The sequence below is a fragment of the Methylocystis sp. S23 genome, from assembly GCF_054106005.1.
In genome coordinates this window covers 2,625,015-2,645,564 of the sequence record NZ_CM134185.1, presented here as the reverse complement: position 1 = coordinate 2,645,564, position 20,550 = coordinate 2,625,015, and the positions used below count along the sequence as shown (strand labels likewise).

Sequence of the window (20,550 nt, the reverse complement as noted above, 5' to 3'; positions counted from 1 at the left end):
ACGCTATCGACCACCAATGGTAGAAATACGCCGATTCCGACCGCTCGTCAACCATGAATGGTTGACAGAATGAGCGAGCCGCGCCCCGAACATTTGCGGGATTTCGCGGAGCGCGTGCGCGCGCTCCTCGGGCCGTTCGGCACCATTGCGAGAGCGGCGAAGGAATTGGAAATTCCCGAAAACACGCTGCGCCGCGCCTGTGCGGGAAGAAACGAGCCGCAGGCGCCGCTGCTCATGGCGCTCTCGACGAAGCTCAATGTCTCGATGAGCTATCTGCTCGGCCTGTCGGACGACCCCGCCGTCGCGACGGCGCCCGGCGCCGCCGGCGATCCCAGGCTGGAGCTCCGTCGCATTCCGAGCCTCGACGCGCGGGTCGCCGCGGGCTCCGGCGTCGCGGCCTCCGTCGTCGCCATTGGCGAGATGCTGGCCTTTCCGCAATGGATGCTGCGCAAGCTCGCCCCGCCTGGCGCGAAGCTCTCTTTCATGCGCGCGCAAGGCGACAGCATGCGGCCGCTTTTCGGCGACGGCGCGCTGCTGCTCGTCAACGAAAGCGACGTGCGCCTTTCGGACTCGACGGACGGCCCGGAACCGAAGGACATATATGTCTTCGAGCAATCCGGCGCGTTGCGCGTGAAGCGCCTGCGCCTCAAACCGAATGGCGACGTCATCGTGCTGAGCGAGGATCCGGCCTGCGATCCCGAATTCCTGCGGGCGTCCGAAGCGAGGCGCGTCAAGGTGCTCGGCCGCGTCGTCTGGTGGGACGACCGGCTGTGACGTTTCCGATATCGGCTCCGTTTGATTCGTTTGCGAGTCTCTCATTGCGAGGAGGCGAAGCCGGCGCGGCGATCCCGGCGCTCGGACTGCTTCGCCTTCGGCTCGCAATGACGCCGGGAGCAACGCCGCGAAGCCGAGTCGGAAACCGTCTCACCTGTCATGATAGGCGATGCGATAGATCGCGCCGTTCTGATCGTCCGTGACCAGCAGCGATCCGTCGGCGAGCTCGGCGACGTCGACGGGCCGGCCGAGATAGCTCCCGCGCCCCGTGTTCCAGCCCTCCACAAAAGGCGTCGTCGCTCCGCCCTCTCCGTTCGGGCCGAGCGCCGTGAACATCACGCGGGCGCCGATGGGAACGCTGCGATCCCACGATCCATGCTGCGCCGAGAAGACGCCGCCGCGATATTTCTCGGGAAACATCGTCCCGCGATAGAAGGTCAGGCCGAGATCGGCGGCGTGCGCGGCTTGCTCCACCTGCGGAAAGACCACGCCCTCCGGCGGCGTGTCCTTCGCATATTCCCGCGTGCGAACATGGCCGCCGCCATACCAGGGAAAGCCGAAATTGAGACCGGCTTTGTCGGCGCGGTTGATCTCGCCGGGCGGGATGTCGTCGCCCATGCTGTCGACCTGATTGTCGGTGAACCATAACCGGCCCCGGTCGTCGAAATCGAGACCGACGGAATTGCGTATGCCGGTCGCGAAGACCTCGCGCCCGGAACCATCGGGATTCATCCGGATGATTCCGCCCATGCCGGTCTTTTCGTAGAGAGCGAGCTTGTCGCGCGGCGTGACGTTATGCGGCTGGCCGAGCGCGATATAGAGCTTGCCGTCGGGGCCGACCTTGCAGACGCGCGCGGAATGTCCGCTGCTTTCCTCGCCGCGCGGAATGAGATCGCCCGCCTTCACGATGATCTTGGCGACCGCCGCGGCGTCGCGCCATTTGTTCTCCGCATCGTCGATTCGCGTCACGCGATTGCGTTCGACGAGAAACAGCGCGCCGTCCTTCGACAGGCACACGCCGTGCGGCATGACGAGGCTGGCGGCGGGCAGCAGAAGATCGACGGACTTGGCCTTCTCCGCGCCGGGCGCGATCACGTAAGCGCGCTTCTCGTCCGTGCCGACGAAGATCGCCTTGCCCTCGCCGCCGATGGCGAGCGTCCTCGCGTTCGGCGCCAGGGCGTAGAGCGAAATGGTGAAACCTTCCGGCAGCTTGAGTCGCCGCAGCGTCGCTTCGATCTCGCGCCGCCGCGTTTCGGAAGCCGGCGCCCGCGCCCGATCCGCCAGCACGTAAACCGCCGCCGCGACGCCGAGGAAAATGATGGCCAATCGCGCAAGCCTGGGCTTCGTCATCGCAAGACACCCGTCGAAAACGTCGTCACATACGAATAAAATGCGGCAAGCCGAATATGAGGCAAGGCGGGAGATCGGACGCCTCCCCTTTAGGCTGTGTGGACAGTTATCTGAGCCATAGGACGATTGCGGCGAGGGTTACGACCGCTCGATAGTTTCGGGCGGTTTTTCGAAGCGGGTTGCAACGCGGCGGAACTGCTTGAGTTTTGAGAAGCAGCATTCGACGAGATGGCGCTGAGTATAAAGATGCTTGTCGAGCGGATATTTGAGCGCACGTGACGGGTTGTTTGGGATGACGGCAAGCGCGCCCTTCGCGGCGATGGCTTGGCGCAAATAATTGGCGTCATAGGCGGTATCGGCCATGACGACCTCTGCGGGCAGTCCCTCGATCAACGCCACGGCTTGCGGGGCGTCGCCCTTCTGACCGGCGGTCAGCGTGAACCGTCAGGACATCCCAAGCCGCGAACGGCCAGATGTATCTTGGTGCTCAGGCCGCCGCGCGAACGCCCGATCGCCTGATCTTCAGGCCCCCTTTTTCGCCCCGGCAGCGTGCTGATGCGCCCGGACGATCGTGGAGTCGACGATCAGATATTCGAAGTCAGAATCGTCAGACATCGCCTCGAAAACCCGATGCCAGACCCCTTGGCGCTCCATCGACTGAAGCGCCGAAACACACTGTTCCACTCCCCAAACGCTTCCGGAAGATCGCGCCAGGGGGAACCCGTGCGCACGATCCACAGCACGCCCTCCACAAACATCCGGTTGTCGCGGCCGGTCGAGCCCTTCTGGTCAGGCCGGCCAATGATCAGCGGAGCCATCCGCTCCCACGCCGTGTCCGTCAAAACCAATCGATCCATCACACCCAAGGCCGCCTCCCCAAAAGAAGTCTTGAATCTGATTTGCGACCAAATGGGAATCCCTTAGAGTCCACAGGACCTAGGGGAGATCGCCGGGCGAAGTTCCCGCCGTTGCAATATTGCTTGGGCTTTACCCCTCCCGACCCTGCTTCGCAGGGCGCCCTCCCCGTAAAGAGGAGGGATTCGGCCCTGCTTTTCCTTCGCGCGAATTAGAATCCGGCGGTCTGGTCGGTTCCGCGACCCTGAGCGCCCATGCCCTCTTCCCAATAAGGCGCCGAGCCGAAGTGCCGATGCAATCGCGTTTCCCAATCGCGGTTGGACCAGCTCGTCTCGTCGAATTCCGGCGCGTTCTTGAGCTGCTCGGCGGTGACGTTCGTCACATAGCCGCCCAGATTGGTGTCGTATTTGAACGCCTTCCAAGGCAGCGGATATTCGCCTTCGCCGATGCCCAGGAAGCCGCCAAAGCTCATGATCGCGTAGCGAATGACGCCCGAGACCTTGTCGATCATCAGATGGTCGATCTGGCCGATCTTGTTGCCGGACGGGTCATAAACGGCCGTGCCTTCGACGTTCTCGCTGGAAATCAGATTGCTGCCTTGCGTCGCCATTCCCATCGTCGCCTCCTGAAGCGCGTCGCGAACCTTTTCTGCGGGCTCGCTGAGCCCAGTGAACAAATCTTCGCAGCAAATGTTCCCTGAAGACGACGCAGGCGCGCGCATCGGGCTGCGCGGAGGACGCGGCGCCATGCGGCCGAAACGCGGCTTCCGCCGGGGCCGAAAACGGTTTAATGCAGCGCCACGGCTCGCAAGGGGCGCGCAGGAAAAGGACAGATGGGCTTGGAATACGCGGTCGGCTGGGAAGTCCTCGAAATCATCTGGATCAATATTCTGCTTTCCGGCGACAACGCCATCCTCATCGCCCTCGCCTGCCGCGGATTGCCTGTGAAGCAACGGCGCTGGGGCGTGTTCTTCGGCGCGCTCGGCGGCGTGATCCTGCGCGTGATCTTCACGCTGCTCGTCGTTCAGATGATGAGCATTCCCTATCTCAAGGGCTTCGGCTCGCTCCTCCTGCTGCTCGTCGCCGTCAAGCTGCTGATCGACGAGACCGAGCATTCCGACGTGAAGGCGAAGCCGGACCTGATCGGCGCCGTCATCGCCATCATCATGGCCGACGCGGTGATGTCGCTTGATAATGTTCTCGCCATTGCGGCGGCGGCGCGCGGCTCGACCTCGCTCATCGTCTTCGGCCTCGCGCTCTCCGTGCCGATCGTGATGTTCGGCGCGGGCTTCCTGCTCAAAGTGCTGGAGCGCTTTCCGGTTCTGGTCTGGGCCGGCGCGGGCCTGCTCGGCTGGGTCGCGGGCGAAATGGCCGCGTCCGACCCGGCCCTGCTCGAGCGCCTGCATGGAATCGACCATGCGACGCTGGAGCGCACGCTCTCCGTTGGCGGCGCGGCTTTCGTGCTCGCCGTCGCCTTCGCCGTGAAGGTCTATCGCCAGTGGCGGGAAGACCGGCGGGACGAGGAAAAGCGGAAGAAGTGACGCTTCAACGAGGTGGTATGAACCGGCGAGATAGCTGACAGATTGGACCAGCGACATTCCTGACAGTCAGGCTTGTTTCTCCATTTGGGAGATTTGAGCGATGCCTTTCAGGGAGCATGGGGTCGTGGAAGAGCGGATCGCGTTGTTTCGGGATTTTGATACGGGGGTTTTCACGGCGTCGGATCTGTGCCGCCGCTATGGCGTCAGCCGGGAGACCTTCTACGTTTGGAAGCGTCGGCGTGAGAGCGGCGAGGAGCGCTGGTTTGAGGAGAGGAGCCGTGCGCCCGGGCGCTCTCCGCAGGCGACGCCGCCCGACGTGGCCGCGTCCATCCTCGCCTTGCGTCGCCGCTTTCCGCGTTTTGGGCCAAAGAAGATCCGGGCGCGTCTCCTGCTTGACGCGCCGGACGTGGCGTGGCCCGCCGCCTCGACCATCGGCGACATTTTGAAGCGCGCGGGGCTGATCGACGCGAAGGCGCGCCGTCGGCCCGCGCTCGATCGCGGCGAGATCGTCGCGGGCGCGGACGCCCCGAACGGCGAATGGGCGATTGATTTCAAGGGCTGGTTCCGCACGCGCGATGGCGCGCGCATCGACCCGCTGACGATCTCCGACACGGCGAGCCGCTACCTCGTCGGGATCCACATCACGCGGCCGACGCATGACGGCGTGAAGGCCGCGCTGACGCGCATTTTCAGCGAGGTCGGCCTGCCGGAAGCGATGCGCTCCGACAATGGCGCGCCGTTTGGCTCGACGGGCGCGGGCGGGCTCTCGCGGCTTTCGGTGTGGCTTTTGAAGCTCGGCGTCGAACCGCGCTTCATCCCGCCGGCGTCGCCGCAGGACAATGGCCGTCACGAACGCATGCATCGCACTTTGAAGGACGAGACGGCGAAGCCCCCGGCGGCGGACGGGATGGAGCAGCAGATGCGTTTCGACCTGTTCCGCCGCCTCTACAACGAGGAGCGCCCGTACGAGGCGCTCGGGCAGACGACGCCGGCGAGCCGCTGGTGGCCGCCCCGGCGGGCCTTGCCGGCGCGGATCGAGGAGCCCTGGTATGACGCGCATCACGAAGTGCGCCGCGTGCGCTCCGAAGGATCGATCCGATGGCGCGGCGACAATGTGTTCGTCGGAGAGGCCCTGACAGGAGAAACGGTCGGCGTCGCCGAGCTCGAAACCGGCGGCCATATCGTCCGTTTCTGCAACCGCGATCTCGGCGTCATCGATCGCGCGCTTCGGTTCCACCGCTTCGCTCCGCCGCGCGCGCGGCTGCGCTGCGCACTGGAACCGAACCGCCAAAAGCCGTAGGAAAGCGTCAGGCATGCCGCCGGTCTAAACTGTCAGCAATGTCCTCGGTCGTTCAGGTGAAGACCCCCTCCCTGCCCTCCCCCAGGGGGCGGAAATTGCCGGCTTTGCTCCCTCCCCCCGAAAGGGGGAAGGTTGGGGTGGGGGGTCGCGCCGCCCGATATAAGGACTCAGCCGCGCAGGCCCTGCTTGGCGACCGGCTGCTGCGGATCGAGCTGAAGCGCGCGCTGATAGGATTCCTGCGCCTTCTGCCGGTTGCCGCTCTTGTCGTAGGCGACGCCGAGCCACGCCCAAGCGAGCGCGCTCTTATTGTCGACATTGAGCGCGGCGTTGAAATCCTCGATGGCCTTGTCGTATTTGCCGAGCGCCACAAGGCTTTCGCCGCGCGCCTGATAGGGCGCCGCCGCGAAGGGATCGCGATCGATGGCGTTGTCGAAATCCGTGACGGCGCGGGCGTGGTCGCCGCGCTTCTGATGGATCAGGCCGCGCGAATGAAAGGCCTGCGCATTCTCGGGATTGAGCCGGATCGCCGCATTGAGGTCATCGAGCGCCTGATCGAGATTGCCCTGCGCGCGCAGCAGATTGGCGCGACCGAGATAGGCCGGCGCGTGATTGGGATTGGCCTGGATGGCGCGGTCGAAATCGGCGCGGGCGACGTCGTTCTGCCCGGCCTGGCGGCTCGCCAGCGCGCGATTGGTGTAGGCGGCGGCGTTGTTGGGGTCGATCTTGATCGCCTGGGAGAAGTCGGCGACGGCCTCGCCGAAGCGGCCGACGCGGGCATAGGCGACGCCCCGCGTATTATAGGCCTCGGCGCTGCTGGGATTGCGCCGGATCACTTCGGTGAGCGAATCGAGATTGGCCGAGGCCGCCTTGGGGTCGGTGTCCGTGATCTCGGCGATGCCGCGCCCGGGCGGGCGAATGCCGCTCGCCGTCTCGCAGCCTGCGAGCAGCAGCGCGGACAGGGCCGCGCCGCTCAGGAGCCAATCGCGCAGCGAGGGAGGAGACAAGCGAAACGACGTCGCCGCAAGGCGGAAGCCCATGCCTGAAAATCCTCTCGATGCGACTTGAACCCAGCCGATTTCTTGCCGGACGCCGTTAAAAAAGCGTCTCCATATGGCAGGAATTCGACAGAATCAGCGGCCGGCGGCCTTGGCCTTCACCGGGAGCAGGCCCTCGCGCTGCAGCTTCTTGCGGGCGAGCTTGCGGGCGCGGCGCACGGCCTCGGCCTTCTCGCGGGCCCGCTTCTCGGACGGCTTCTCGTAATGGCCGCGCAGCTTCATCTCGCGGAAGATGCCTTCGCGCTGCATCTTCTTCTTCAGCGCCTTCAGAGCCTGATCGACATTGTTGTCGCGAACGAGAACTTGCACGAAGCCATCCTGCCTGTCTGTGGGGCGGCCCAGCGGGATTTGATTCCCGTGAGTCTGTCCGAATTGGGAATAGGTCGCCGGGCGCTGACGGAGCGCCTGACCCGTGAATGGGGGAAATAGCAGAGTCGCCACGCCCTGTCCATGCCGCGGAAGTGGAAAATCGCCTCTCTAAAGCATTTCGGAAAGGTCGCGCCTTCCATCAGCCACGCGGACGATTTCTACCCTCTCCGCCGGCATGCGCGCTCAGGCCTTCTGCGACGCTTCCAGCCGTTCCCGCGCTTCACGACGCAGCGCATCCATGTCGACCGGGCCGGCGGACCCGCTCGCCAGTCCCTCGTCCCATAATTGACGCAGGCGCTGGATGTCTTCCCGGCGCCACTCTCTCTTTTGCCGCCAGTCGCGAATGGCCTCGCTCGTGATGGCGTATTCGCCGCGCTCGACCGCCGCGCGAATGGCGGCGGCCTGTTCAGAGGTCAGGGCGACGCTCAGCTTCTCGATATTGGACATCGCGTTTCCCGGAGAAGAAAGTAGTAAAAAGCAGCATATTCCAAGCAAGCCGCAAAGGCGGACTTGCCCTGGCGTCGCGTTATATTATAACGTCCGGTATGACCGACGCGACTACCGAGGCTCACCGTCACGCGCATGACCATGCGGTTGGCCGCGCGCATGACCGTATCCTTATCCCTCGCCCGATCGCCCCCGTCCCCGCCTCGCTGATGGAAAGCTCGGCGGCCGCCCGGCTTCTCAAAGTCTCCATCCTCCTCGCCGCGCTCTGGGCCGGCGTCTATTGGGCGCTCCATTGACCATGGCCGCCGCGCCGGGGCCGATCCGCCTCGTCAATCTCACGCTCGGCTATGACCGACGCCCGGCCGTCCATCATCTCGAGGGCGAGATCGCGCCGGGCGCGGCGCTCGCCGTCTGCGGTCCGAACGGCGCCGGCAAATCCACGCTCCTTAAGGCGCTGGCCGGCCTGTTGCCGCCGCTCGGCGGCCGGATCGACCGGGCGAGCGCCACGGCGCAGGACGTCGCTTATCTGCCGCAGCTCGTCGAGGTCGACCGCTCCTTCCCGATCAATGTGCGCGATTTCGTCGCCATGGGCGCCATGCGCCGCATCGGCCTTTTCGGCCGCCTCGACGCCGCCGAGCGCGCGCGGACGGGGGAAGCGCTCGAGCGAGTCGGCTTGGCCGGCATGGAGGACCGCCCGATCGATACGCTGTCCGGCGGGCAGATGCAGCGCGTGCTCTTCGCGCGCCTCATCGTGCAGGACCAGCGCGTGATTCTGCTGGACGAGCCCTTCGGCGCCATAGACGAAGCGACGACGCACGACCTTCTCGGGCTCATCGTCCATTGGCGCGGCGAAGGGCGCACTGTTATCGCCGTGCTGCACGAGCTCGACCTCGCCCGCCGCGCCTTTCCCGAGACGCTTCTCCTGGCGCGCGAGCCGATCGCCTGGGGCGAGACGCGCGCGACGCTCTGCGGCGAAAATCTCGCGCGGGCGCGCGCCATGTCCGAGGCCTATGACCGCCTTGCGCGCGAGTGCCTCCGGGACGAAGAAGCCGAACATGCTCACTGACGTCTTCGTCGCGCCTTTCGTCGACTATGAATTCATGCGCCGCGCGCTGGTCGGTTCGCTGGCGCTCGCCATTTCCGGCGCGCCGCTCGGCGTCTTTCTCATTTTGCGGCGCATGTCGCTCGCGGGCGACGCGCTCTCCCATGCGGTCCTGCCGGGCGCCGCGATCGGCTATCTCGTCGCTGGCCTCTCTCTGCCGGCCATGACCTTTGGCGGCCTCGTCGCCGGCCTCGTCGTCGCCCTCGCCACGGGCGCCGCCTCGCGCTTCACGACATTGCGCGAGGACGCTTCGCTCGCCGCCTTCTATCTCGTCTCGCTCGCGCTCGGCGTCACGCTCGTCTCGCTGAAGGGCTCGAGCGTCGACCTCCTGCATGTCCTTTTCGGCTCGGTCTTCGGACTCGACGACGCCGCGCTGCTCATGCTCGCGGGCGTCTCGACGCTGACGCTCGTCACGCTCGCCGTCTTCTACCGCGCGCTGGCGATGGATACGCTCGATCCGCTCTTCCTGCGCCAGACGAGCCCGCTGGGCGAATTCATCCCCTTTCTCTTCCTCGGCCTCGTCGTGCTCAATCTCGTCGCGGGCTTCCAGGCGCTCGGGACGCTGATGGCCGTGGGCCTCATCATGCTGCCCGCCGCCGCCGCGCGGCTGTGGACGCATGAGCTTTCCGTCGCGCTTCCGCTCGCGGCCGGCGTCGCCGCGCTTTGCGTCTATGCGGGCCTCGTCTTTTCCAACGAGACCGGCGCGCCGACCGGCCCCGCCATCATTCTGGCGGCCGGGCTCTGCTATTTCGCCTCGCTCATATTCGGCCGCGCCGGCGGCGTGCTGCGCCTCAAGCGGCCGCGCCGGCATCTCGAAGGATGACGTCATGCTGACACGCCGCGAATTCCTCGCGACCGGCGCCGCGGCGCTCGCCGCGCCCGCTCTCGCCGGGGAGAGGCTCCCCGTCGTCGCGAGCTTCTCCATCATCGGCGATCTCGTGACGGAAGTCGGCGGCGACCGAATTTCCGTGACGACGCTCGTCGGCGCCGACGGCGACGCCCATGTCTATCAGCCTACTCCCGCCGACGGCCGCAAGATCGCGCAAGCCAAGCTGATCTTCATCAACGGCCTCGGCTTCGAGGGCTGGCTGGAGCGCCTCGTCGCCGCCGCCAAAAGCAAGGGGACGGTCGTCACGCTCGGCAAGGGCGTCGCGGCGCGGCCCGGCGAGGAAGGGACGGACCCCCACGCCTGGCAGGACGTCGCCAACGCCAAGATTTATGTGGCCGAAATCCGCGACGCCCTCGCCGCCGCCGACCCGCAGGGCGCCGAGGCCTATCAGGCCCGCGCGAGCGCCTATCTCGACCGGCTCGAGGCGCTTGACGCCGAGATCGTCAAGGCGCTCGACGCCATTCCGAAGGAGCGCCGGCGCGTCGTCTCGACCCATGACGCCTTCGGCTATTTCTCGGCGCGCTACGGCGTGGAGTTCATCGCGCCGCAGGGCGTCTCGACCGAGGCCGAGGCCAGCGTCCGCGACATCGCCCGCATCATCGACGCGGTGAAACGGAACAAGGTCGGCGCGGTGTTTCTGGAGAATGTCTCCGATCCGCGGCTGGCGAAGCGCATCGCGGCCGAAGCGGGCGCCAAGGTGGGCGGCACGCTCTATTCCGACGCGCTGTCCGAGCCCAAGGAGGGCGGCGCGAATTATATCGACATGATGCGCCACAATGTTAGAGAATTGACCAAAGCCCTGGCGCCGTAGTCCCCTCTCCCCGTGAAACGGGGAGAGGGTTAGGGTGAGGGGCAAGGGGCCGCCGCCAACGCTGCATTCGGGGCCGACCCATATGTAGTTCAACGATTACCTGCCCCTTTGCCCTCGCCCTCACCCCGCGAGCGGGGAGGGAGAGCGCCGAGGGGGGAGAACCGAAGACACATGACCGACAAAATCCCCGTGACCGTCATCACCGGCTATCTCGGCGCCGGAAAGACGACTCTCCTCAACCGCATCCTCACTGAGCGGCATGGCCGCCGCTACGCCGTCATCGTCAATGAATTCGGCGAGATCGGCATCGACAACGACCTCGTCGTCGGCGCGGACGAGGAAGTCTTCGAGATGAACAATGGCTGCATCTGCTGCACGGTGCGCGGCGATCTCATCCGCATCATCGAGGGGCTCATGCGCCGGCGCGGCAAGTTCGACGCCATCATCGTCGAGACCACGGGCCTCGCCGATCCGGCGCCCGTCGCACAGACCTTCTTCGTCGACGCCGACGTGAAGGACGCCGCGGCGCTCGACGCGGTCGTCACCGTGGCCGACGCGAAATGGCTGAGCGACCGCCTGAAGGACGCGCCGGAAGCCAAGACGCAGATCGCCTTCGCCGACGTCGTGATTCTCAACAAGACCGATCTCGTGTCGCCGGAAGCGCTCGAGGAAGTCGAGGCGCGCATTCGCGGCATCAACCCCTACTCGGCGCTGCACCGCGCCGTGAAGGCCGACGTGCCGCTGGCGGCCGTGCTGGAGCGCAACGCCTTCGATCTCGACCGCATCCTCAAGATCGAGCCGAACTTCCTCGCCGCCGAAGCGCATGATCACGACCATCATGACCATCACCATGATCACGACCATGAATGCGGGCCGGATTGCGGCCACGACCATCACGACCACGACCATGGCCATGATCACGGCCATCTGAAGGCGATCCACGACTCGGAGATGCAGTCCGTCTCGCTGCGTCATGCCGGCGAGATCGATCCCGAGCGCTTCGTGCCCTGGCTGAACGAGCTTGTGCAAAAGGAAGGGCCCGACATTCTGCGCTGCAAGGGCATCGTCGCCTTCAAGAACGAGCCGCGCCGCTTCGTCTTCCAGGGCGTGCACATGATTCTCGACGGAGATTTGCAGCGCGAGTGGAAGGACGGCGAGAAGCGCGAATCTCGCCTGGTCTTCATCGGCCGCAGGCTGAAGGAAGAGGCGATCCGGAAGGGATTCGAGGGCGTCGTTTCCTCATAAGAAGACCCGGAGGTTTTCTCTCCTCCCGCCTGGATTACGCTGGCGTGGCGCGCAATCGCCGCGCGCTCGAGGGGGGAAGGGCGCCGGCCCGTCGCAACGAAAGCTTGCCGCTCTTCTCGCCGCTCCTAAATCGTTAGGCGAGCGGCGCGGGCCGCCGGACGCGGCCATGCTCCAGCGCATCTTCGAAACCTATCTGTTTCTCGCACGGTGGCTTCTCGCGCCTTTCTCGGTGATGATGACGCTCGGCATTTTCGCCTTGATGGTGAATGCGGGCCGCCATCTCGCTTCGATGCTGCTTTCGATCGGCTCCAGCACCGAGGATCGCATCATTCTGGAGCTCCTGCGGCTCATCGACCTCACCTTGACAGGCGCGCTCGCGGTCATCGTGACGATTTCGGTCTATGAGAATTTCATTTCCGGCGTACGCGGCGCGCATCGGAGGGGCTGGCCCGACTGGATGGGCGGCATAGACTTCACGCAGCTCAAATTGAGGGTCCTGAGCACGATCGTCGCCATCTCGGCGATCAAGTTGCTCGAAGTATTCATGGACGTGCCGAAAACCGACGAACGCGACCTGAACTACTATATCGCGATTCATCTGACCTTCGTGCTCTCGACCTTCCTCTTCGCCTTCTCCGACCGGGTGACGATCGCGGGCCAGGCGGAAAAGAAGGCGACGCCCGCCGAAGCGACAAAAGGCGAAACCGCCACGGATTAAATCCACCGTCATTGCGAGCGCAGCGAAGCAATCCAGAGCCGTGATGACGCCCTGGATTGCTTCGTCGGCGGCGCCTCCTCGCAATGACGGAGGCGGCGATACGTCTTGCTGAGGCAAGGGGGAATCGCCGTCATGACCACCCGACCCGCCGTCATAGCCGAGCGAAGCGAAGCAAGCCAGAGCCACGGCGACCACGCCGCGCTTCACTCGTAGCAGATGATCTCGCGCTCGCCGGCATGGATTTCCGTCATGCGGGAGGCGACGCCGAGCTTGCGGCGCGTCAGGAAGCGCGGGCGGCGCCGGCGCAGGGCGGAGGCGCCCCGGCGCGGATGGCCCGCGAGAAGCGCGCCGGCGACGTCGACCTCGGCGAGCTCGCCATTCTCCGCCGCGAGGCGCGGCAAGCCGAGCCAGCTCGCCCAATATTTCCAGTCCGCCGCGGCGTCGCCGCTATCCTGCGTCTCGGCGAGCACCACATCGAGATCGCGGTCCCGATGGGCGAGCGAGAGGCGGTAGCAGGGCGCGCCGTCGCGGCCTTCCACGACGTCGAGCGCCACGCCGTCATAGGCGGGAACCGGCACCGAGATTATCATGTCGACGCCGCTGAAGCGGCGCGAGATCAGGATGTCGCTGCGGGTGACGCGCACCCGGCGCGCGCCGCCATCCGCCCGCCAATCGCGCTGAACGAGAAGCGCCTCCCCGGTCTTGCGCGCATTATTGGCTTCGAACATGGACCCCTCCTGTCTCGAACGCTTTTGTCCGGACGATCTTGGCGCGGCGGCGACGGCGAAAGCGCTAAAAACCCTGGTGAATCGCGCGTAAACCATTGGCTTGTCGGGGTAATTGCTCCGCCAGGGTAAATGGACGGAAATGGAAAAATTCAAATTGTCCGCGTTTCGCATCTGCGAACGTCTTGCGGGCGGGCGGCGCGTCCCCTACTGCTTTCGGACAATGCCGCTTGCCGACTCCGCCCTCTCTGCCTTCCTGACGCGCCTCGAAGCGGTCGCGCGCGAGGCAGGCGACATCGCCATGGCCTATTTCCGTCCGGGCGCGCGCACCGCGGCCGCGATCTCCTACAAGGGCGGCGGCTCTCCCGTCACCGAGGCTGATTTCGCCGTCGACCGTTTCCTTTTCGAGAAGATGCGCGGGCTGGCGCCGGAGGCCGGCTGGCTCTCTGAAGAGACGGCCGACACGGACGACAGATTGACCCGGGAGCGCCTGATAATCGTCGATCCCATCGACGGCACGCACGCCTTCACCCGCGGCGACGAGCGCTGGGCCGTCTCCGTCGCGCTCGTCGAGGGCGGACGACCCGTCGCGGGCGTGGTCCACGCGCCGGCGCGCGGGGAGACCTTTACCGCGGCGCGCGGCCTCGGCGCCTTTCTCAATGGCGCGCGCCTCGCGCCGGTGAGTCGGGCCGCGCTTACCGGCGCCCTGGCCATCGCGCCGCGCCCGCTGCATTCGCGCATCGCCGCCCTGCCGCAAAACATCGCCATCGCGCCGCGCACGCCATCCCTCGCCCTGCGGCTTGTGGATATCGCCGCCGGGCGCCACGATCTCGTCATCTCCTCGCCCAACGCCCGGGATTGGGACATTGCGGGCGCCGACGTCATCCTGCGCGAGGCCGGCGTCGCGCTGGAGGAGGTCGAGGGCGGCGAGATCACCTATAATCGCAGCTCCTCGAAGCGCGGCATGCTGGTCGCCGCGCCGAAATCGCTCATCGAGGAGACCCGCAACATCGCCCGCGCCGTTTCGGAAGGAATTGACTGGTCATGACAAAGCACGCGAAGGATAAGCAACTGCTGCATCTCGTCTTCGGCGGCGAACTCCAGGCGCTCGACGGCGTGGCCTTCCGCGACCCGGCGAAACTCGACATCGTCGGCATCTATCCCGACAATGACAGCGCGCTCGCCGCCTGGAAGGCGAAGGCGCAATCGACCGTCGACAACGCCCATATGCGCTATTTCGTCGTGCATCTTTACAAGCTGCTCGATCCCGATCACGACAAGCTTTGAGCCGGGCGTTTTGACGCCTTCCAAAAATCGCCGGTTTCGAGAAGAATAAATGGACCCGTCCCGCCCGCGCGGCCGTGTCGCGCGTCGCGGCGGGCGCCGCCTCGGAGCGAAGCGCGGCCGCTTGAGCGACAAGGAAACATGCCGCTTCTGAAGCTCTATCGATTGGCGACCATCGCGGCGACGCCCCTTGCGGGCGCCATGTTGAAATGGCGCGCGTCCGAGGGCAAGGAAGATCCCGCGCGCCTCGACGAGCGTATGGGAATCGCCTCGCGGGAGCGGCCCGAGGGGCGGCTGGTCTGGCTTCATGGCGCGAGTCTCGGCGAGACGGTGTCGCTCTTGCCGCTGATCGACCGTTTCATCCAGCGCGGCGCCGAAGTGCTGGTGACGAGCGGCACGGTGTCCTCGGCGCGCCTGCTGCAGGCGCGCCTGCCGGCGGGCTCCTTTCATCAATACATGCCGCTCGACGCGCCGAAATTCGTCGATCGCTTCCTCGATTACTGGCGGCCCGACATCGCCATCTTCGCCGAATCGGAGCTGTGGCCGAACATGGTCTCGAGCGTCCGCGCCCGTGGGATCGCGCTGGTGCTCGCCAACGCCCGCATCTCGCGCAAATCTGCCGAGCGCTGGCGCAGCGCGCCGGGCCTCGCGCGCGGCGTGTTCAGCCTCATCGATCTCTGCCTGGCGCAGGATTCCGAGAACGCCGCGCGCTTTCTGGCGCTCGGCGCGCCCTGCGTGCGCATTGCGGGCAATCTGAAATTCGACGTGCCGCCGCCGCCGGTCGACGCCGCGCGCCTCGCCGAATTCAACGGCGCCGTGGGCAACCGCCCGATCTGGGCCGCCGTCTCGACGCATGCGGGCGAGGAGGCGATCATTCTCGACGCGCATGCCGAGCTCGCAAAGCAGATTCCGTCGCTCCTCACCGTCATCGTGCCGCGCCATCGCGAGCGCGGCGCCGAGATCGCGGAGCTGGCGCAGGCCAAGGGCCTCCCCGCCGCCTTGCGCGCGCGAGACGGCGAGCCGCGCCGCGACATCGGCGTCTATGTCGCCGACACGATCGGCGAGCTCGGCCTCGTCTTCCGGAGCGTGGGCGTCGTTTTCATGGGCAAGTCGCTCATTCCCGGCGGCGGGCAGAACCCGATCGAGCCGGCCAAGCTCGGCTGCGCGGTGCTCTACGGGCCGCATATCGACAATTTCAACGAAGTGTACGGCGAACTCGCCGCCGCCAAGGCCGCCGCGCGCGTCGCCGACGGAGCCGCGCTCGCGCGCGCCGTGCAATATCTGCTCGCCGAGCCTTCGCGCATGCGCCGCATGGGCCGCGCCGGCGCCGAGGCGGTGGAAAAGCTCGGCGGCGCCTCGCGCGGCATCATGACGGCGGTGGAGCCCTTCCTCGCGCAGATCGCCATCACGGAGCGCTGAATGCGCGCGCCCGGCTTCTGGCGGGCGGACGGGGTCGTTCCGCGGCTGCTGTCGCCGCTGGGCGCGCTTTACGGCGCCGTCGCCGCGCGGCGGCTGCGCGGAGACCCGCCCCGCGCCGTCCTACCGACGATCGTCGTCGGCGGACTGACGGCGGGCGGAGACGGCAAGACGCCGACGGCGATCGCGCTCGCGGAATTGCTCGCCGCTCAAGGCGAGAGGCCCGCGCTCCTCACGCGCGGCTATGGGCGTGCGCAAGATCGGCCCGCTTTCGGCATGGTCCCCCCATACCTCCCCTTTACGGGGAGGTCGGCGGTCGAAGACCGCCGGGTGGGGCGCCCGAATGAGCTTTTGCCCCACCCGGCCCTGCTCCGCAGGGCCACCCTCCCCGTAAAGGGGAGGGATTCGCTCGCGCCCAGCGTTGTCGCGGAGCCTTTCGCCGTCGACCTTGCGCGACACGACGCGGATTCCGCCGGCGACGAAGCTCTTCTCCTCGCACGTCACGCATTGACGATCGTCGGCGCGGACCGCGCCGCAAGCGCCGAACTCGCGCACATGCTCGGCGCGACGGTTCTCGTGCTGGACGACGGCCTCCACAGCCGAAGGCTCGCCCCTAATCTTTCATTGCTGATCGTCGACGCCGCTCACGGCGCCGGCAATGGCCGCTGCATTCCCGCCGGCCCCCTGCGCGCGCCGCTCGATGCGCAATTCGCCGCCGCCGATGCGCTCGTCGTCGTCGGCGAGGGCGCGGCCGGGCGAGAGCTGGCGAGCCGATGCAAAAAGCGGGTTTTCGACGCGCGCATCGTTCCGGACCCGGAGATTGCGGGACGGCTGCGCGGCGCGCGCGTCGTCGCCTTCGCCGGAATTGGCCGGCCGGAGAAGTTTTTCGAGAGCATGAGAATGATTGGAGCGGAGGTCGTCGCGACGCGCGGCTTCCCGGATCACCATCGCTTCAGCGCCAAGGACGCCGCCGACCTCGCGGCGCTGCAGCGGCGCCACGGCGCGCGGCTCGTGACCACCGAAAAGGACGCCATGCGCCTGGCCGGAAGCGCCCTGCCCTTCGAGTTTCTGCCGATCCGTCTCGCCTTCGCGGAGGCGGACGCCGTCTCCGCGGCGCTCGAGGCGGCGCTTCAATGCGCCCGCGTCAATCGGGCTTCTTGAGGCCGAGCTTCATCAGCTTGGCGTGAGGCCCGGCATAGGGCTCCTGCAGGTCGACGTTCCAGTAGCGCAGATCCTCGAGCGGGATCGGTTCGCCGGTGACGGCGCAGCGCACATAGGCGCCCGGCTTGCGGACGCGATATTCGCCGTCGAGATATTCCAGCTCGGCCTCGCCGGCCGGCTGCGGTGTGCGTTCGTAGCGGTTCATACGAAATCTTCTGTTGAAGCGCCGCGAGAGCGGCTGTCCTGTCCATCGTCTGATCGACGAGATGATCGACCTCATGCGATGCGCGCCTCCGGCCCGCAGAGCCGCTCTGACCGAAATATTACAACCCGGCGGGCGTCAAAGGAAGGCCCATCGACCAGCGCCCGGGGCCATGCCCGATCGCGCCTTGCGCTTTGGCTTCGCGTTTTCCCGTCTTGTTCTCGTCTTTATTTCCTGCCTACTCTGCGCCGGAGTGCCGATTTTGATTCGTCGAGTCAGCTTTCGCGAACGCTGTCAAGTTCGCGCTTCGATGGGATCACGAGAATGGATCGGGACACGATGGGCGATCTCGCCGACTCCGCCCTCCTCTCCGGCGACGACGCCGAATATTCCGACCGCCGGTCGGAAGCGTCAAAAATCAAGACGGTCAGCGAGAAGGCCTTCGTCGTCGCGCAAGGCAAGCACCGCTTCTTTTCTCTCGTGCTGCCGAGCGATCTTCTGGCGCAGACCTGCACGGTGGAGGCGCGCGCCGAAAACCCCATCGACGGCTTTCAGCGCCTTCTCGACGAGCGCCGCGCCAAATCGATCGCCCGCTATATCGACGCGGGCTTCGGCACGGTGCCTGGCGCCGTCGTGCTCTCGGCGCAGACGCGGGCGCATCTCTCCTTCGACAAGGAGACGGGCGCGCTCGCCTTCCGCAACGATCCCAAGGCTTTTCTCATCATTGACGGGCAGCATCGCGTCTACGGCTTCAAGCTCGCCAAATCCTCGGTGAGCGTGCCGGTCGTGATCTACAACCGGCTGACGCGCGCGCAGGAATGCCGCCTGTTCATGGACATCAACACCAAGCAGCGGCCCGTGCCCAACGAATTGCTGCTCGACATTCGCCGCCTCTCCGAGGTCGAGACGGAGACGGAGGCGCTGCTGCACAATGTCTTCGACCTTTTCCATAAGCGCAAGGACAGCGCGCTCGCCGGCTTTCTCAGTCCGGCCGAGCGCAAGAAGGGCATGATCTCCCGCGTGACCTTCAACGCCGGGCTGCGCTCGATCAAAAGCGCCTTCGTCGGCGCGCCGGCCGAGGAAGTCTACGCCGTCCTCAACGCCTATCTGCGCGCCTGCCGCCACGGGCTGGGCCTGCACGCCATCGACGAGAACATCGCCAATCCGGCCCTCTTCAAGGCGCTGATGCTGCTCTTCACCAATGTGGCGGAGCGCGTCTCCGATCGCCATGGCGGCAAATATACGGTCGGGAATTTCGAGGACGTGCTCATCCCCTTCTTCCGCCGCCTGAAGAAAAGCGATCTGCCGCGCGCCGGCATGACGCATATCGTGCTGCACGAGCATTACAGCAAGGCGTTGAGCGCCGGCTTCATGCTCAAGCAGTGGCTGTTCGCCTGATTACGGATCGGAATGGCCGCGCATGGTGAGGCCATGCTCGGTCTTTTCCCAGTGAAAGGGCTTTCGCCAGAGCTCGAAAAAGGCGCGCCAGCAGGCGAAGCTGAGCATGAGAAGCCAAAGCGGCAAGCCGAGCAGCGCCGCGCGGCGCCCGGCGAGCTTGCGCCGCGCCATGCCGACGAGCAACGGCCAGATCAGCGCCGCCGCGCCCGAAACGGCGACCGAGCACCACAAGGCGCTGCAGGCGGTTTCGAAAGGCGTCCTCGGCGCCAGCAACGCGCCGAACAGCGCGTCGCAAGCGAGACGGATCGTCAGCAGCGGGCCGAGCAACGGCCCCAATACGCCGCCCGCGAACATGGCGAGGACGGCAAGCGCGCGCCTCGCGCCGAGATCGGCGAAGAGCCGGGCCGGATGGCGGCAATGGACGATCGCCGTCTGCATCCAGCCCTTGAACCAGCGCGTGCGCTGTCTCACCAGCGCGCGGAACGCCGCCGGCGCCTCCTCGAAAGTATGCGAGTCGAATGTGCGCACGCCGTAGCCCGCTCGGGCGAGGCGCAGACCGAGATCGGCGTCCTCGGTGACGTTGTAGGCGTCCCAGAAGCCGATCTCGCGCAGCGCGCCGAGCCGGAAATGCGGTATTAGGTAGCAAGCACACCTAGCGGAATCTGCCGGTTTTCCGGGGATTTTGCAAGAATGGCGGGATGACCGACGCCATCCGCCTCTCCCGAACCGAAACCTACGAACACACCATCTCAGGCTTGCTCAAGAAGCGCGCCGACCTCTTTAACGAGGCGGAGCGGCTACGGGACCGGCTGGCGGAGATAAAGAACGACGTGGCGGCGCTGGACCGCGTGCTCGGCACTCTCGGCTACCAGGGCGATCTAGACGCCGCAATGCCGCGCCAGAAGCGTCAAGTGCTATTTGGCAGGGGTGAGCTAACGCGCGCCATCCTAGACGTGCTCAGGGGCGCTACAGAGCCCATGACGACGCGGGAGATCGCGCTGGAGATTTTGGCGGTCAATGAGCAAGACCCGCGAGACAGGAAATTGCTCACTGAGCATACGCGGCGGGTGAGTAAAGCATTGCGTACGCTGAAGCGCGACGGAGCGGCTAACTCCATCGGCGCGATGAACAATTTGCAATGGGTTGCCCCGCGCCATTTGGCGCGGGCGGTCTGCGCGTAGAAAAAATTAGGCAGCTTTTTTCTGAGGCTTCTTGGCAACGGTAACGTTGGAAACAAAGAACGAAGTTTCCTTGAAGCGATCAAGGCCCATTTCGTTCAATGCTTTCCTGACGGCCGAAGCGATAGCCTCCCGAATTGCCTTATCAGACATTGCTTCTCTCCTCACTCAGGTTCCTATCAGCGACCCATTAAGCTTGGGTTTCTTTTTTTGTTATATGGAGCCACGAGCCAACCTTTCCAACTTCCTGGAAGGCTCCGGCTGCGTCCAGAGCACTGCCAAGTATCGCGAAAAACTGAAGATCGGCAGGGCTACGCAAGTGGAACTTTATATAACGAGCAGCCATTTCGCAATCGGAAATCCCTATGACGCCATTGAAGATCTCTATAAGGAGGTCGCTGTAATCATCTAAGCTGTAATCTCCAAACTCATAATGCGGGGACAGATACATCATTCTGACCCGCAGAACTTCACTTGGGAAACCTGGTAGGCATGTGCAGTTTACTTGGCAGATTGCCGCGTAGCGCACTCCGTCATGGAGCGCGAATGCAGCTGCGTCTTTTCGGCGCGGTCCCTCAGCCAGTGCTCGCACGACGCCAATCGGCTCGTTTTCGTAGGCGCAAAAATCTTCGCCAAATGCGGCGCATTGAGCCTTCCAGTCGTCAATCAAGCCGTCCCAGCTGCCGGTTTCCTTTTCGAGGCGGACAAATTGTATTGCCATGATTACTCTC

General features: G+C 65.6%; 25 protein-coding genes and 1 pseudogene. 15 read left to right on the top strand and 11 right to left on the bottom strand.

Going from position 1 to position 20,550, the window contains the following annotated elements; all coding sequences use genetic code 11:
• Window positions 1-69: 69 nt before the first annotated feature.
• Entirely contained in the window at window positions 70-774 is a 705-nt protein-coding gene (locus tag ACV7JP_RS12960; protein ID WP_457796089.1) for a S24 family peptidase, read from the top strand.
• A 150-nt stretch (window positions 775-924) separates the two neighbouring features.
• Here the strand turns inward: ACV7JP_RS12960 and ACV7JP_RS12955 are convergent, their stop codons facing one another.
• From ACV7JP_RS12955 to ACV7JP_RS12945, 3 genes and pseudogenes are all read right to left on the bottom strand, one after another.
• Window positions 925-2,100 (bottom strand): PQQ-dependent sugar dehydrogenase, encoded by a 1,176-nt coding sequence (locus tag ACV7JP_RS12955; RefSeq protein WP_457796088.1) that lies wholly within the window; start codon window positions 2,098-2,100, stop codon window positions 925-927.
• Between the two features lie 130 nt (window positions 2,101-2,230).
• A pseudogene (locus ACV7JP_RS12950) lies at window positions 2,231-2,990 on the bottom strand (IS5 family transposase).
• Between the two features lie 200 nt (window positions 2,991-3,190).
• Entirely contained in the window at window positions 3,191-3,595 is a 405-nt protein-coding gene (locus ACV7JP_RS12945; protein ID WP_457796087.1) for a PRC-barrel domain-containing protein, read from the bottom strand.
• A 216-nt stretch (window positions 3,596-3,811) separates the two neighbouring features.
• Between ACV7JP_RS12945 and ACV7JP_RS12940 the strand changes: the two genes are divergently transcribed.
• Together ACV7JP_RS12940 and ACV7JP_RS12935 are read left to right on the top strand one after the other, a co-directional pair.
• Complete coding sequence (locus ACV7JP_RS12940; RefSeq protein ID WP_457796086.1) at window positions 3,812-4,519, top strand: TerC family protein; 708 nt, start codon at window positions 3,812-3,814, stop codon at window positions 4,517-4,519.
• A 100-nt stretch (window positions 4,520-4,619) separates the two neighbouring features.
• Window positions 4,620-5,819: an integrase core domain-containing protein gene (locus ACV7JP_RS12935; RefSeq protein WP_457796085.1), complete on the top strand. Its 1,200-nt coding sequence runs from the start codon at window positions 4,620-4,622 to the stop codon at window positions 5,817-5,819.
• A 167-nt stretch (window positions 5,820-5,986) separates the two neighbouring features.
• Here ACV7JP_RS12935 and ACV7JP_RS12930 read toward each other — a convergent pair whose 3' ends face one another.
• From ACV7JP_RS12930 to ACV7JP_RS12920, 3 genes are all read right to left on the bottom strand, one after another.
• Entirely contained in the window at window positions 5,987-6,856 is an 870-nt protein-coding gene (locus ACV7JP_RS12930; protein ID WP_457796084.1) for a tetratricopeptide repeat protein, read from the bottom strand.
• A gap of 93 nt (window positions 6,857-6,949) precedes the next feature.
• Window positions 6,950-7,183, bottom strand: a complete 234-nt coding sequence (rpsU, locus tag ACV7JP_RS12925; protein WP_457796083.1) for a 30S ribosomal protein S21 — start codon at window positions 7,181-7,183, stop codon at window positions 6,950-6,952.
• 243 nt (window positions 7,184-7,426) lie between these two features.
• Window positions 7,427-7,690, bottom strand: a complete 264-nt coding sequence (locus ACV7JP_RS12920; RefSeq protein ID WP_457796082.1) for a ribbon-helix-helix domain-containing protein — start codon at window positions 7,688-7,690, stop codon at window positions 7,427-7,429.
• 98 nt (window positions 7,691-7,788) lie between these two features.
• Here ACV7JP_RS12920 and ACV7JP_RS12915 point away from each other — a divergent pair, with 98 nt between their 5' ends.
• The 6 genes from ACV7JP_RS12915 to ACV7JP_RS12890 all read left to right on the top strand — a co-directional run bounded on the left by ACV7JP_RS12915 (window position 7,789) and on the right by ACV7JP_RS12890 (window position 12,455).
• Window positions 7,789-7,986, top strand: a complete 198-nt coding sequence (locus tag ACV7JP_RS12915; protein WP_457796081.1) for a hypothetical protein — start codon at window positions 7,789-7,791, stop codon at window positions 7,984-7,986.
• 2 nt (window positions 7,987-7,988) lie between these two features.
• On the top strand, window positions 7,989-8,756 hold the full coding sequence (locus ACV7JP_RS12910; RefSeq protein ID WP_457799083.1) for a metal ABC transporter ATP-binding protein: 768 nt from the start codon (window positions 7,989-7,991) through the stop codon (window positions 8,754-8,756).
• On the top strand, window positions 8,746-9,615 hold the full coding sequence (locus ACV7JP_RS12905) for a metal ABC transporter permease (RefSeq protein WP_457796080.1): 870 nt from the start codon (window positions 8,746-8,748) through the stop codon (window positions 9,613-9,615). The genes ACV7JP_RS12910 and ACV7JP_RS12905 overlap by 11 nt, the downstream gene beginning before the upstream one ends.
• A gap of 4 nt (window positions 9,616-9,619) precedes the next feature.
• Window positions 9,620-10,492, top strand: a complete 873-nt coding sequence (locus ACV7JP_RS12900) for a metal ABC transporter substrate-binding protein (protein WP_457796079.1) — start codon at window positions 9,620-9,622, stop codon at window positions 10,490-10,492.
• Window positions 10,493-10,663: 171 nt separating this feature from the next.
• Complete coding sequence (locus ACV7JP_RS12895; protein WP_457796078.1) at window positions 10,664-11,737, top strand: CobW family GTP-binding protein; 1,074 nt, start codon at window positions 10,664-10,666, stop codon at window positions 11,735-11,737.
• Between the two features lie 166 nt (window positions 11,738-11,903).
• Window positions 11,904-12,455 (top strand): YqhA family protein, encoded by a 552-nt coding sequence (locus tag ACV7JP_RS12890; protein ID WP_457796077.1) that lies wholly within the window; start codon window positions 11,904-11,906, stop codon window positions 12,453-12,455.
• A 203-nt stretch (window positions 12,456-12,658) separates the two neighbouring features.
• On the opposite strand, the gene ACV7JP_RS12885 is transcribed toward ACV7JP_RS12890, so the two are convergent.
• A complete protein-coding gene (locus ACV7JP_RS12885; RefSeq protein WP_457796076.1) occupies window positions 12,659-13,183 on the bottom strand; it encodes a DUF6101 family protein in 525 nt (174 codons plus the stop codon).
• Between the two features lie 220 nt (window positions 13,184-13,403).
• On the opposite strand from ACV7JP_RS12885, the gene ACV7JP_RS12880 reads away from it, so the two are divergent.
• From ACV7JP_RS12880 to lpxK, 4 genes are all read left to right on the top strand, one after another.
• Entirely contained in the window at window positions 13,404-14,228 is an 825-nt protein-coding gene (locus ACV7JP_RS12880) for an inositol monophosphatase family protein (protein ID WP_457796075.1), read from the top strand.
• Entirely contained in the window at window positions 14,225-14,467 is a 243-nt protein-coding gene (locus ACV7JP_RS12875; RefSeq protein WP_457796074.1) for a DUF4170 domain-containing protein, read from the top strand. The genes ACV7JP_RS12880 and ACV7JP_RS12875 overlap by 4 nt, the downstream gene beginning before the upstream one ends.
• Window positions 14,468-14,605: 138 nt before the next feature.
• Window positions 14,606-15,883 carry a 3-deoxy-D-manno-octulosonic acid transferase gene (locus tag ACV7JP_RS12870; RefSeq protein ID WP_457796073.1) on the top strand — a complete coding sequence of 426 codons (1,278 nt, stop codon included), beginning with the start codon at window positions 14,606-14,608 and terminating at the stop codon, window positions 15,881-15,883.
• Window positions 15,884-17,041, top strand: coding sequence for a tetraacyldisaccharide 4'-kinase (gene lpxK, locus ACV7JP_RS12865; RefSeq protein ID WP_457796072.1), 1,158 nt, complete (start codon window positions 15,884-15,886; stop codon window positions 17,039-17,041).
• Here the strand turns inward: lpxK and ACV7JP_RS12860 are convergent.
• Window positions 17,025-17,246, bottom strand: coding sequence for a DUF2093 domain-containing protein (locus ACV7JP_RS12860; RefSeq protein ID WP_457796071.1), 222 nt, complete (start codon window positions 17,244-17,246; stop codon window positions 17,025-17,027). The genes lpxK and ACV7JP_RS12860 overlap by 17 nt on opposite strands.
• A 321-nt stretch (window positions 17,247-17,567) precedes the next feature.
• Here ACV7JP_RS12860 and ACV7JP_RS12855 point away from each other — a divergent pair, with 321 nt between their 5' ends.
• Window positions 17,568-18,641 carry a DGQHR domain-containing protein gene (locus ACV7JP_RS12855; protein WP_457796070.1) on the top strand — a complete coding sequence of 358 codons (1,074 nt, stop codon included), beginning with the start codon at window positions 17,568-17,570 and terminating at the stop codon, window positions 18,639-18,641.
• Here ACV7JP_RS12855 and ACV7JP_RS12850 read toward each other — a convergent pair whose 3' ends face one another.
• Window positions 18,642-19,277, bottom strand: coding sequence for a glycosyltransferase family 2 protein (locus tag ACV7JP_RS12850; protein ID WP_457799082.1), 636 nt, complete (start codon window positions 19,275-19,277; stop codon window positions 18,642-18,644). It lies immediately after the preceding gene.
• 62 nt (window positions 19,278-19,339) lie between these two features.
• Between ACV7JP_RS12850 and ACV7JP_RS12845 the strand changes: the two genes are divergently transcribed.
• A complete protein-coding gene (locus tag ACV7JP_RS12845) occupies window positions 19,340-19,822 on the top strand; it encodes a hypothetical protein (protein ID WP_457796069.1) in 483 nt (160 codons plus the stop codon).
• 6 nt (window positions 19,823-19,828) lie between these two features.
• On the opposite strand, the gene ACV7JP_RS12840 is transcribed toward ACV7JP_RS12845, so the two are convergent.
• Window positions 19,829-19,972, bottom strand: a complete 144-nt coding sequence (locus tag ACV7JP_RS12840) for a hypothetical protein (protein WP_457796068.1) — start codon at window positions 19,970-19,972, stop codon at window positions 19,829-19,831.
• A 37-nt stretch (window positions 19,973-20,009) separates the two neighbouring features.
• A complete protein-coding gene (locus ACV7JP_RS12835) occupies window positions 20,010-20,540 on the bottom strand; it encodes a hypothetical protein (protein ID WP_457796067.1) in 531 nt (176 codons plus the stop codon).
• Window positions 20,541-20,550: the final 10 nt, after the last annotated feature.